Source organism: Roseibium sp. (assembly GCF_025698965.1).
Lineage (GTDB): Bacteria > Pseudomonadota > Alphaproteobacteria > Rhizobiales > Stappiaceae > Roseibium.
Genome location: NZ_JAILWL010000159.1, coordinates 1 through 12294, shown reverse-complemented (window position 1 = coordinate 12294; position 12294 = coordinate 1). Strand labels below are relative to the sequence as shown.

15 protein-coding genes are annotated in these 12294 nt (G+C 56.7%); 8 read left to right on the top strand and 7 right to left on the bottom strand.

The features are described 5' to 3' along the window. Positions 1-260: NAD-dependent epimerase/dehydratase family protein (locus K5905_RS14440; protein ID WP_297585102.1), on the bottom strand; the 260-nt coding region annotated here is incomplete at its 3' end. Next, positions 257-619 (bottom strand): MerR family transcriptional regulator, encoded by a 363-nt coding sequence (locus tag K5905_RS14435; RefSeq protein ID WP_297585100.1) that lies wholly within the window; start codon positions 617-619, stop codon positions 257-259. The genes K5905_RS14440 and K5905_RS14435, both read right to left, overlap by 4 nt. A 195-nt stretch (positions 620-814) precedes the next feature. Here K5905_RS14435 and K5905_RS14430 point away from each other — a divergent pair, with 195 nt between their 5' ends. Continuing rightward, positions 815-1543, top strand: coding sequence for a DUF6058 family natural product biosynthesis protein (locus K5905_RS14430; protein ID WP_297585098.1), 729 nt, complete (start codon positions 815-817; stop codon positions 1541-1543). Positions 1544-1794: 251 nt separating this feature from the next. On the opposite strand, the gene K5905_RS14425 is transcribed toward K5905_RS14430, so the two are convergent. Beyond that, entirely contained in the window at positions 1795-1932 is a 138-nt protein-coding gene (locus K5905_RS14425) for a hypothetical protein (RefSeq protein ID WP_297585095.1), read from the bottom strand. Between the two features lie 134 nt (positions 1933-2066). Here K5905_RS14425 and K5905_RS14420 point away from each other — a divergent pair, with 134 nt between their 5' ends. From K5905_RS14420 to pheT, 4 genes are all read left to right on the top strand, one after another. After that, on the top strand, positions 2067-2984 hold the full coding sequence (locus K5905_RS14420) for a LysR substrate-binding domain-containing protein (protein WP_297585093.1): 918 nt from the start codon (positions 2067-2069) through the stop codon (positions 2982-2984). A gap of 400 nt (positions 2985-3384) precedes the next feature. Then, a complete protein-coding gene (gene pheS / locus K5905_RS14415) occupies positions 3385-4467 on the top strand; it encodes a phenylalanine--tRNA ligase subunit alpha (protein WP_297585091.1) in 1083 nt (360 codons plus the stop codon). Positions 4468-4497: 30 nt separating this feature from the next. Continuing rightward, positions 4498-5151, top strand: coding sequence for a phenylalanyl-tRNA synthetase subunit alpha (locus K5905_RS14410; RefSeq protein ID WP_297585088.1), 654 nt, complete (start codon positions 4498-4500; stop codon positions 5149-5151). Positions 5152-5212: 61 nt separating this feature from the next. Then, positions 5213-7630, top strand: a complete 2418-nt coding sequence (gene pheT, locus K5905_RS14405; RefSeq protein ID WP_297585085.1) for a phenylalanine--tRNA ligase subunit beta — start codon at positions 5213-5215, stop codon at positions 7628-7630. A 73-nt stretch (positions 7631-7703) separates the two neighbouring features. Here the strand turns inward: pheT and K5905_RS14400 are convergent, their stop codons facing one another. Together K5905_RS14400 and K5905_RS14395 are read right to left on the bottom strand one after the other, a co-directional pair. Continuing rightward, on the bottom strand, positions 7704-8036 hold the full coding sequence (locus K5905_RS14400) for a hypothetical protein (protein ID WP_297585083.1): 333 nt from the start codon (positions 8034-8036) through the stop codon (positions 7704-7706). Between the two features lie 155 nt (positions 8037-8191). Continuing rightward, positions 8192-8446, bottom strand: coding sequence for a hypothetical protein (locus K5905_RS14395; RefSeq protein ID WP_297585079.1), 255 nt, complete (start codon positions 8444-8446; stop codon positions 8192-8194). A 186-nt stretch (positions 8447-8632) separates the two neighbouring features. Here K5905_RS14395 and K5905_RS14390 point away from each other — a divergent pair, with 186 nt between their 5' ends. Further along, on the top strand, positions 8633-9283 hold the full coding sequence (locus K5905_RS14390; protein WP_297585077.1) for a nucleotidyltransferase family protein: 651 nt from the start codon (positions 8633-8635) through the stop codon (positions 9281-9283). Here K5905_RS14390 and K5905_RS14385 read toward each other — a convergent pair. Beyond that, on the bottom strand, positions 9280-10167 hold the full coding sequence (locus tag K5905_RS14385; protein WP_297585074.1) for a LysR family transcriptional regulator: 888 nt from the start codon (positions 10165-10167) through the stop codon (positions 9280-9282). The two genes, K5905_RS14390 and K5905_RS14385, sit on opposite strands and share 4 nt — an antisense overlap. Before the next feature lie 97 nt (positions 10168-10264). Between K5905_RS14385 and K5905_RS14380 the strand changes: the two genes are divergently transcribed. Further along, complete coding sequence (locus tag K5905_RS14380; protein WP_297585072.1) at positions 10265-10735, top strand: cytochrome c; 471 nt, start codon at positions 10265-10267, stop codon at positions 10733-10735. An 18-nt stretch (positions 10736-10753) separates the two neighbouring features. Further along, on the top strand, positions 10754-11311 hold the full coding sequence (locus K5905_RS14375) for a luciferase family protein (protein ID WP_297585070.1): 558 nt from the start codon (positions 10754-10756) through the stop codon (positions 11309-11311). Between the two features lie 389 nt (positions 11312-11700). On the opposite strand, the gene K5905_RS14370 is transcribed toward K5905_RS14375, so the two are convergent. Further along, on the bottom strand, positions 11701-12294 hold a 594-nt coding region (locus K5905_RS14370), incomplete at its 5' end, for an amidase family protein (protein WP_297585067.1).

Sequence of the window (12294 nt, the reverse complement as noted above, 5' to 3'; positions counted from 1 at the left end):
ACCTTTTGCTGCAGTCCAAACAGGTATTTTTCGCTTGTCATTTCCGCAAGCCGTTCAAACTTGACATCGCCAACCGCCGAGACGACGGCATCAACCGGGCCGACCTGGCTGTAGAGTGCAGCAACGCTTGCTTCGTCCGTCAGATCGACCCTGATGTCTCCGGTAGATCGGCCTGCCATGACAATCTCATGCCGGTTTTCAAGCTCGGTGCAGACCGCACGACCAACGTCACCTGCTGCGCCAACAATCAGTATTTTCATGTGTTTTTGCCTTCAATCACTTTATATGCACTCAGCTTGTAATCGAGAATTTCCGCACACTTTTCCAATTCCTGCCGCCGTGTCTTCAACCGTTCGGAATGGCGGATCAGCACAGCTTTTCGTTCACGTATCGTCCGTTCACCCTGCTGATAGAGTTCCGCGAAGTGGCACATCTCCTTCATCGGCATGCCTGTTTTGCGCAACCAGTACAGCAGCGTGAGCCATTCAACATTTTCCGGAGAAAAGCGGCGTAACCCGTCCGCTCCGCGATCAATTGCCGGCATGAGACCCGACTTTTCGTAGTATCGGATGGTGTCGGCACTCAAACCACTCTTCAAGGACGCTTCGGATATCCGCATGTCACTCGCTCATCTGTTGCATGCATCACCCTACTCTTCTGGAGCAACTCCAAGTCAAGCATGGGTGTGACAAGCATTTGAAGCCGTGTCGCCGCAGGGCAGATTGCAAACTCAAGGCCTTCAAACTTCGATCCGGATCGAAACACCCTCGCATTGCAAACTGGTATTGAACCTCAAATCCTCGAGGTGCAGAAAATGCTATTGAATTATCTCTACACGAACTTTCTGGAAGAGCAGGAATTTGCAGCCCGGTGCGCGCTCAGCATGGCTGAACTTGGGAGCCTGTATGCCTGCAGGGTCATACCTGAGCCGTCCTACCGCTACAGCGCAAACGGATGTGTAAAATCGTTCTTCGAGCCGCATGAAGACCAGACCACTTATCGTTTCCAGCTTAAAGGACATGTTCATTGGTACAACGACATCACCAGGCTTGGGATCACTGATGAAGCGGCGGCGAAGTCTTATTTCGCTACCCGGTACAAGACCGCCAAGGATACTTTTCTCTCCGGCCCGCTTGGGTCTGCACTATGTCAATCGGCCACGACTGTCGATTCCATGTTCAACGCGGACCACGAGATTGCGACCTGGGAGCATTTCCTGGAAGGGACTTTTGGTGTCTGCACACGCGATGGATTGCCGGAAACGATATTCCTGAAACAGGCCGGCGTGCGGTTCGTGGAAGCGCTGATATCCTATCCGGATTTCGGAAACCGTCCGGAGGACCTGCATTTGCTTCGGCAAATTGTCGATTTGCTGGATGAGGTTGAATCCGACTTTGCCCCACACGAAGTGGCACAATCGTCGCGACAAAGGTGCATTATCGACATTCGGGACAGATTTTTGCGTCCGAACGCCGCTACTGCACGGCAGTCACTCCCGTCTCAGAGCGGGTTTCCCGCTGTTTCGGAAGCCTTGGAAATTTGATTTCCAAACTCGTCTCAAGACAGGAGTTCAACTTCCAAAGTGTTTCGTGAAAGTGGATTGGGACCTGGGTCAACGCAGCGATGACACCGCAAAGGCGTCCTGATTTCGGATAGTGTGTTCCAAAACCAGAAACGGCGCCGGATCTGATCCCGGCGCCGTTTTCTGATCTGAAATCTTGCCAACCGGCCGGAAACGAAAAATCGGGCCGATCGGAGTATTCGAATGACCAGCAGTCCGGCCGGTCAGTGTGTTTAACGCCGGTTGAACGGCAGGTCAGCCAGTTCACGCGGGCTCATACGCTGAATTTCAGGGTGAGCCAACAAGTCTCTGCGGTCATAAGCTGCCGGGGACTTGGCGGTAAACTGTTTGCGGATGAACCATTTCATCATAATTTCTATTCTCCTTTTTATTGTTTTTCTCATGGCCAAATTCCTTTTCTTGAATTTAGCTTGGCTCTACATATACGCACTCTTTCTCAATAAAAAAATCGACTTATTCTGATTTTCGCTTTAGATTTTCTAAAATGAAAAATTTGAACCAAATTCACTTGTCCGGCCTCCGAGCCGTCGAAGCGGTTGCTCGCCTTGGCTCAATCAAAAGGGCAGCGGAAGAGCTTGGAGTAACCGTTGGAGCGGTCAGTCAGCAGGTGCAGAAGACAGAGGGCCAACTGGGTGTGCAGCTGTTTGAGCGCCAAAACCGGCTGCTGCTGCCAACTGCGCATATGCTGGCGATGCAACCGCATCTGACCTCTGCCATGTCCTCGCTTTCGACCGCCATCGCGACGACCCAACGCGGACGGGAGGATTCGCTGACGATCTCGGTTGCACCGGTTTTTGCCGGAAAGTGGCTGGTCTGGCATCTGAAGTCATTTGACAAGGCCTTCCCCGGTGTCCGGGTGCGGGTTGAAGCAACCGTTGATCTGGTCGATCCCGATACCAGCGATGTCGATCTGTGCATTCGGGTCGGTCGGGGACCCTATCCGGATCTCAACGCAGAAAAACTGCTCAATCAACGGGTTTTTCCGGTTTGCAGCCCCGCCCTTGCCAGAGAAATCAAGGAACCGGCGGACATCGGCAAACTGCCCATCATTCGCGACCCGGGACAGATGTTCACCTGGAAAACCTGGCTGGACCTGTTCGATCTCGACGAGAGCATCCTCAAGGATGGCCCAACCTTTTCAGACGGATCCCTGTGCCTGGATGCCGCCATTGCCGGACAAGGCGTTTTTCTCGCCTGGGAAACCCTGGCGGTTTACGCAGTCAAATCCGGACAGGTCGTCTCGCCCTTCCCGCAGCGGCCCGCAACCGGGATAGGATATTGGCTGATCAGCGGCAAGAACGCCCCGAGGACGAAAGCCAAACGCGCGTTTGGAAACTGGCTGCGGGATGAACTGCAAACCTCCATCGGTCGACCGAAAGGCGCTGACGAGGTGGTTGCGTAGGGTCAGATTTCCAAGGTCATCCCCGATCAAACCCGGGACGACCGCATGATACTCGAGTTTCAAAACTCGAGCACCGCCCCCTTTCCCACTTGCCTTCGTCCCGTCTTTCAGTACATTGGCGCTCATGACTTGCCGCAGCGCACATATCCTAAGCCTTGGTTCCTCCGCAAACGCCTTGCGCCAGCGGACCCAAAACGCGCGCTTTCCCGAGCGGCAGGGCCCGGCCTGTGGGCGATTTATGCGCTAACGCGCTTTATTTCCGGCGCTTTTCCTTTCACCGGGGGTTCACGCAATAATGCGTTCGAAGCCGTGGCATTGTGCGCAATTATTCGCTAAAAGACCCCGACTTTCTGTTTCGACTTAATCCGCGCGCTACGCGCGAACCGACAACCGAGCACGCATGTCCAATCTCGATACACTTGAATCCGACCTTCTGACAGCCATCGAAGGTGCTCAGAACGAGACCTCGCTGGAAGACGTCAGGGTCCACGCACTAGGCAAGAAGGGCAAGATCTCCGAGCAGATGAAGACGCTCGGCAAGATGACACCGGAAGAACGCCAGGTAATGGGCCCGGCCCTGAATGGCTTGAAAGCCAAGATCACCGACGCCATTTCCGCCCGCAAGAGCGTTCTGGCGGAAGCAGCACTGGAAGCCCGTCTTGCCAGCGAGAAGGTGGATGTCACCTTGCCGCTGCGGCCGTCTCCGGCCGAAACCGGGCGAATTCACCCTGTCAGTCAGGTTGTTGACGAACTGACGGCGATCTTCGCCGACATGGGTTTTTCCATCGCTGAGGGTCCGGACATCGAAACCGATGAACTGAACTTCACGGCGCTGAACTTCCCGGAAGGCCACCCGGCGCGCGAAATGCACGACACGTTTTTCTTCAATGAGAAGGAAGACGGCGAACGTCTGCTGCTGCGCACGCACACCTCTCCGGTTCAGATCCGGACCATGCGCACCCAGGAGCCGCCGATCCGCGTTATCATTCCGGGCCGGACCTATCGCTGCGACAGCGACCAGACCCATACGCCGATGTTCCACCAGGTGGAAGGTCTGGTCATCGACAAGGAAAGCCATTTCGGCCACCTGAAATGGGTTTTGCGCGAATTCTGCAAGGCCTTCTTTGAAGTCGATGACATCAAGATGCGTTTCCGTCCGAGTTTCTTTCCGTTTACCGAGCCGTCCATGGAGCTGGACATCCAATGCGACCGGTCCGGTGGTGAAGTGAAAATCGGCCAGGGCGACGACTGGCTCGAGATTCTCGGTTGCGGCATGGTGCACCCCAATGTCATTCGCAATTGCGGGCTCGACCCGGATGTCTATCAGGGCTTTGCCTGGGGCATGGGCATCGACCGGATTGCGATGTTGAAATACGGCATGCCGGATCTTCGTGCCTTCTTCGACGCGGATGTGCGCTGGATCCAGCATTACGGCTTCCGCCCGCTCGATCTGCCGACCCTGTTCGGCGGATTGTCAAGTTAACTGCCTGGATCTCTTGAGGGGCGATCATACATGTCAAAGCTGACCCGCATATTTCTTGCCGTAGCCCTTTGTGTCGCCAGCCTGCTTCCGGCAGCGGCACAAACTGCGGACCAGGACACTCGTGTTCCGACACCGACTTCCTTTCTGGAAGCATGTGCGGAAAAAATCGAAAGCCGTGGACGTCTGCGTTTCTGCGACACGTATTTTCGCGAAAAGCTCGGCACCGAGGCCGATGCCCTTCTTTACCTGAGAGACCGGATCACCCGCCTGCGGGCCGGCCATGAAGCCAGCTCTGCCGAAAAGTACCAGAGCTTTCTTCAGGCGATCTATATCGTTGCCTTTCTGACAATCGCTTCAATTGTTCTGATTGCCAGCGACCGGCGCATCGGCGGCACCGCCAAATGGGCGGGACTGACCAGCACTGCCGCGCTTCTTGTGATGGTTGTGATCGTCGCCATGGGTTGGCTCGGGAAATACCGGGCGGAATATTCCGCGCAGGTGGAGCTCGGCATCTTGCGAGACCGCATCGAGACCGAAGCGGCTCAGGCAATCGCCACGGGACAGCAGATCACGCCCGACATGGTGCGGCGTTGGACCGAGGATTTTTCCGATATCGGCCGCCGGTTTGCGGAAAACTACAGCGAAGCGACCGTTCTTCCTGAAGTGGACCGGTTCGGCAACTGACGCGCCCTGATGAACATTTCGCAGCCCTGACCGGCTGCACGACCGATAAAGAGTAGAACTCATGAAATTCACCCTTTCCTGGCTCAAGGAGCACTTGGAAACCGACGCCAGCCTTGAGGAAATCGTTGAACGCCTCACGATGATCGGGCTGGAAGTCGAGGAAGTGACCAACCGGGCCGACCGGCTGAAACCGTTCAGGATTGCCAAGGTTCTTGAAGCCGAACAGCACCCGAATGCCGACCGTTTGCGTGTATTGAAAGTCGATACGGGTGAAGGCGACCCGATCCAGATCGTCTGCGGCGCTCCCAATGCCCGTGCCGGTCTTGTCGGTGTACTCGGCAAGCCCGGAGATTACATTCCCGGTCTTGATGTGACCCTATCCGTCGGCAAGATCCGTGACGTTGAAAGCTTCGGCATGATGTGTTCGGAGCGCGAACTGGAGCTCTCCGAGGAACATGACGGCATCATCGACCTGCCGGAAGATGCTCCGGTTGGCGTGAACTACGCCGAATGGGCCGGGCTGGACGAGCCGGTCATTGAAATCGGTCTGACACCGAACCGTCCGGACTGTACCGGTGTCTATGGCATCGCCCGCGATCTGGCAGCCGCGGGTCTCGGCAAGCTGAAAGAACGGTCTCACGAGCAGATCCGTGGCAGCTACCCGTGCCCGGTCGATGTAACCCTGGACTTCGGCGACACCAAGCCCCTCTGCAAGGCTTTCGGTCTGCGCATGGTCAAGGGTGTGAAGAACGGCCCGTCGCCGCAATGGCTGCAGGACCGGCTGACGGCGATCGGCCTGCGCCCGATCAACATCCTGGTGGATATCACCAACTATATCACCTTTGACCAGGGCCGACCGCTTCACGTCTTCGACGCGGACAAGGTGCACGGCAATCTGGTCGTTCGCCGCGGCAAGGAAGGAGAGAGCATTGATGGCCTCAATGCAAAATCCTATGAGCTCGATGACAGTGTCTGCGTGATTTCCGACGACAACAACGTCGAGAGTCTTGGTGGCATCCTCGGCGGCGAGCCGTCCGGATGTACCGAGGAAACCGTCAACGTTCTGATCGAATCCGCGCTTTGGGACGAAGATGGCATTGCTGCTACCGGCCGCAAGCTTGGTGTTCACACGGATGCCCGCTACCGGTTCGAACGGGGCGTCGACCCCGATTACATGATGCCCGGCCTTGAATATGCGACCCGAATGGTTCTGGATCTTTGCGGCGGTGAAGCGTCGCAAGCTATTCAGACCGGCACTGTTCCGGAAAACAACAACATCATCGATTTCCCCTATTCGGAAATCAAGCGCCTGTCCGGTGTGGAGGTGGCCCAGGCGGAGGCCAATTTGGCGCTGAAATCGCTCGGCTTCTGGATTTCTGGTTCCGGCGACACGGTGAAGGTTGCCGCGCCGAGCTGGCGTCCTGACATTGAAGGCAAGGCCGATCTGGTTGAAGAAGTTGTGCGCATTCTCGGCCTCGACCGTGTGCCGTTCACGCCGCTGCCACGCACCGGCACCGTCAGTCAGAAGGTTCTGACAACGGGTCAGATCCGTCGCAGCAGGGCCCGACGGGCGCTGGCTGCACGCGGCTTCAACGAAGCGGTGACCTGGTCGTTCATCAGCAAGGAACAGGCCGAGCTATTCGGCGGCGGTGCACCGGATCTGGCGCTTGCCAATCCGATTTCTCCGGAACTGTCGGACATGCGCCCGAGTCTGATGCCGGGCCTGCTGGTGGCCGCGCAACGCAACGCGGATCGTGGCTTCGGTGATGTGGCGCTGTTCGAAGTCGGTCAGATCTTTCAAAACGACACGCCTGAAGACCAGAAGATGGTAACCGCCGGTGTCCGTCGTGGCACGGCCAAGCTGCAGGGCGCTGGACGTCACTGGTCCGGAGCCTCCGACAATGTCGATGTCTTCGACGCCAAGGCAGACGCGGAAGCGGCGCTTGCCGCGATTGGCGCTCCGGTTGAGAAGCTTCAGGTTTATACCGATGCACCGACAACGTTCCACCCGGGTCGTTCGGGCTGCCTGAAGCTTGGACCGAAAAACACGCTTGCCGTTTTCGGTGAAATCCACCCGCGCACGCTGGCGGCGTTGGATATCGAAGGTCCGATCGTGGCGTTCGAGATCTATCTTGATGCCCTGCCCCAGCCGAAAAGCAAAGGTGGCCGATCCAAGGGCGCGCTCAATGCCAGCCACCTGATGCCGGTTCGGCGTGACTTTGCATTCCTGGTCGGCAAGGACGTGAATGCGGAAACGCTGCTGAAGGCGGCACGCGGGGCGGAGAAAAACCTGATCACCGACGTGACCCTGTTCGACATCTACCAGGGCCAAGGTGTTCCGGAAGATCAGAAATCAGTGGCCATCGATGTCCTGCTTCAACCGCGTCAGAAAACCCTGACGGACGAGGAGATCGATGCGATCTCCAAAAAGATTATTGCCAATGTCGAAAAATCGACCGGTGGCACGCTGAGGGGCTGACGCCTTCAAGTGGCCGGAAAGCGTGTTTGAAACCGATCCCCGCGTGGAATGTTCCGCGCGGGGATTTTTGTCTTTAGCGACGGTCGCGGTTCTGGAAGCACCTGTTCCCGACGGCACATTTGGGATTGTCCTTCGTCGGAGCGTATTTGGCCCGGACGGAATTTGTCTGCGGACGGCAGTAACTGGCATTGGCAACGAACTTGTCGAACGTCGTCGGCCCTGTGGTCATCACGACGCTGCCACGCTGCTGAACGAGCGCCTGCGCCTGAGCGCAGGTCATTTGTCGTGTGTCCGGCCTTCCCGCTTGCGCATGTGCCGCCTGAAGCGTCAAAACCGACATCATGAAAACACTGGCTGTGCAGCTTGCCGGACGAGCAAGTCTTCGGAGTTGACCTGAACGCGTCATTTCTCACCTCCTGATGTCACCGCAAGTCACACATCTCAGTTCGCAGTCTGTTTTGTCTTTCCTCGATCCATCTCAGTCGAAATAAAACGGCGAGGAATTGATACAACGCTGAACATAGCACTTGTTGTTGTCCTTGGTCGGTACGTAGTCCCTCCTCAGAACCTCGCCATGCTGGCAGAAGTTCCGGTTGGACACATAGCGATCAAATGTATATTGGCCGTGCTCAGAACCACCGCACCGCGCTGATCGATCATCGACTGAACCTGAGCGCAGGTCATCGCTCGCGAGTCAGGCCGCCTGGACTGGGCGTCAGAGGGTTGTACGGCAGCGATTGTCAGCGACGCGGCTGCGCAGGCAGCGAGAACAATTCTACCGGTTCTGGTCTGGATGGGCTCGTGCGTTTTTTGCATCAGGTCTTTCCGAACATGTTGACTTCTCCATGGAAATGGCATCGGCCGACAAGCTGTCAAGCTACGCATGACTGCTTAGATAAAGGCACATTTTTTCCCGCAAGGATGGTTTGGCAATTACAGCGGGTCTTATTTCCGCCTGTCAGAATCGGTTAATGTGGGGCTCCGATCGAAAAGGTTCCCGCCATGTTGCCCCCCCAATCCACACTCTCCGGATCCAGCTCTCGCCTGGGCGATCCCAGCGCGGCAAACGAACAGGAGCGCCTTGCAGAACTTGAGAGAATTCTGCTTTCGGTTCCCCACGTGATGCGGATCCTCGAGGCTGCACGAAACCTGGACCTGCCGGATGCATGGCTGGTGTCGGGCGGCATCTACCAGACAGTGTGGAACATTCTGACCGACCGGCCGCTGTTTCACGGTATCAAGGATTTCGACGTCATCTATTTTGACGGAGGAGATATTTCTTACGAGGCCGAAGACAGTGTGATCAAAAAGGTCAACGCCGCCCTGCCAGATCTGGCTGAACTTCTGGAAGTGCGTAACCAGGCACGCGTACACCTGTGGTACGAAAAACGCTTTGGCAGACCGGGCCGCCCGCTCGACTGTTCGATGGATGCGCTGACAACCTATGCCGCGCGCACCCATGCCGTTGCAGCCCGATTGGACCGGAACGACAGGCTTGACCTGCACGCCCCCTTCGGTCTTGCCAACCTGTTTGCCATGCGTCTGGTGCCGAACTATTCCCAGCCGAATCCCGAGACCTATGCGGAAAAGGCAACCCGTATGAAGGCGCTTTGGCCAGAGTTGACGGTCCTGCCGTGGGAGCAGAACGGTTAGCGAACCTGCTTCACCTGCCCGGCATCTCGCGCAAGTGCTGCCGCGAAAAAACTCAGGAGAGTTTCGATGTCATTCTGGCGCCTGAATTCACTGTGGGTTGCGACCCAAACTCCGGTCGTCGGTCCTCCAGGAAATTCATCGGCAGGGACTAGATTATGTGTGTTCCGCCCGACGAAGCCTGGCAGCATCGCGAGCCCGAGTCCTTGAGCCGCCAAACCTGCAAGCGTCAAAAAACTGTCCGCTGTGAACTCAAATCGGGACCGTATAGCCGAGAACTGCCATTCTCCGACGGTGGATTTTGCAAAACCAGGCGCAACACCCAGCCACTTGTGACCGTCAATCGGAAGCCCCGCATTCTGCTCCAGGTACAGCGGAGAGCCGTAGACGCCGAAATCCACCTCCCAGGCCCTGACACCGCTCAACTCCGGAGGCAGATCAGCCCCGGGCCTGATCAGAATTTCCGCGCCGGACAAAGACATATCGATCGGATCGTTCGATACGGCGATTTCGATATTGATATTGGGGTGGGTTTCTCGGAGCGTGCTCAGGAGACCAGGCAACAGCAGGCAGGCGATTGCATCGGTGGTCGCAAGCCGGAAAGTTCCCTCAATCCCCTTCGCCGTCAGCGCGAGACTTCTCCCAATTCGCGCCGAAGCATGATCCATAAGCTTGAGCGAGGCCAGAAGGGCCCGCCCCTCGGGTCGAAGGCTGTATCCGTTTTTACTGCGGTCAAACAATTTGACATCGTTGGTTTCTTCCAGCCAGGCGATCCGCCGCAGGACCGTAGCGTGGTTCACACCAAGCGCACGGGAGGCTGCCGATAGAGACCCCTGCTCCGCAACGGCATAGACAAATTGAAGATCATCCCATCTCAACTTGTGCATTGACGCACAACTCCCTGCCTAATTTTTCCGAATTTACGCATCTATTTAATCATGAGAAACAATGACTGTTCAATTCTGCACAGCAATGGAGCGTAGGATGAAGTACCTGCTCAAGTTGGCCTGCTCAGTGATCCTGACCGCTGCTGTCGGCACCAGCGCTGGGTTTGCACAGGGGAAATTCGAAAGTGAGATCAAGGCGCGCAAAGCGATCATGACGCTTTACGCCTGGAACCTGGGACAGCTGGCAGCCATGGCGAAAGGCGAGGCCGAGTATAATCCTGAGGCTGCCAAAACCGCTGCCGAGAACATCAAGATCCTCGCAAGCATGAACAACGGCGCCGCCTGGCCGCAGAGGTCGGACAGCACAGCTCTGCCCGGGCTGACCCGCGCAAAAGTCGAGGCCTGGACGACGTACCCGGAAAGCGCCGAAATCAACAAAAGCCTTGCCGAGGCCGCAACGGCCATGGCCGCTGTTGCCGGTGACGGCCTGGCGAGCGTACAGGCAAATATTGGTGCAATCGGTGGGGCGTGCAGTGCGTGTCACAAAAAGTTCCGCGAAACCCAATAACGAAACTGGTTCAGGTAGATGAAAAACTGGTTGAGCCCCGGTGTTCTCGCCTTCATAGGCGTCATGATTGCCACCCTCGCGGTCAAGACCACAATTGCAGCCGACAGCGGCCTTCCTGTCCGGGAAGGAGCTGTGCCGCAGACAACAAACGCTGTTCCGCATATCCAGATCGGGGCCCAGCCCATTGCCGAACTTTCAGAACGCCTGCTAAATCGCGTATCGACCCTTCCGGGTGTCAAACTTCGTGCAACAGTCATTTCGCTGCCAGGAGCAAAAGGCTTCTGGCTGGACGAGTCTCTGCCCCTGTCCCGTCCGGATGCCATTGTCGGCGGACGGGAATTCGCCCATTTGCATCCGGACGGCAGTCTGCACGCCTCCTTGCCCCCTGAGCGAGCAAAAGAGGCTGTGCGGGCCGGATGGGCAACACTGCACCCCTGGGCCGGTAGCAGACCGGGCTGGGAAGGTTTCGTCCTCTTGTTCACACCCCGAACGGTTGAAGAAACCGATATCCTGTTCGAGCTTCTGGTTGATGGCTACAATTACGTCACCGGACAGGATTATGTCTCTGCAGGATGAAACGGAAGCATACAGTGACAGGTTCCGTTGGGCTTCAACTCAGGCATCAATGGGTTCCAGCGTCGACGCCAACGCACCGATAAAATGCTCGAGATCATTGCGCGCACCCATGTATGAGGCGACGAGTCCAACCTTAGTTGATGTAGACAACGTCACTCATCTATTAGGAACAGTACAACAAGTCCCCAACGGCCAAGTTGCTGATCAGTGAAAAAACGAGTATCTGCTTCATTGTTACGTTGTCTGTGTGCATATTGATTTCACCTGCAATCGCTTTCCAAAATGACTGCTGATGTCATTCGCAAAAGCTATTCATCCGCACGCAGCCAAGGCCATTCTAACACCGAGTTGTTTGTTCATTTTGGAGGAGTGTTTCTGGTAACTTTGCCTCACTCCCAATTCGGCGTCGTGACCGTAACCGGCGCGCTTGCACGTTCGATGTCGCGGCCTGCCGCCAGTAGAATGTCCTCGCGGAATCTGGAGGCGACCAGCTGAACGCCGACAGGCAAGTTGCCCACCTCGCCTGTGGCGACCGACAGTGCCGGTACGCCGATCGCGGGCAAGGCTCTTTGCGGTAGCTGCGCTTCCAGAACACGTGCGAAATCTTCTTCCGATCTGACATCCAATTGCTGTGCAAAGGGCAATTCTCCCGACATCGGACAAAGGAAAAGTGGATAGTCCTGAAGAAAGAGCTCCCACTGCCGAACAAGACCATAGCGTTCCTGCAAGGCTTTCATCACGCTTTCCAAATCGGCCTCGCCTGCGTCCCTGGACATTTGCGCGAACACGAACCGGGAATCCGGATCATCCTCGCGTTCAATCAGGTCCACAGCGCCGAAGGCGGTATCCCCCATCCAGAGGCTGGCGTTGACCTCCGCGGCGCGGCGCATCGGCGGGCAGTCGACTTCCTCCACTGTCCAGCCGGCGGCCTTCAGTTTTTCCGACGCTTCGATCAATGCTGCTTGCACGGCGGGATCGACCTG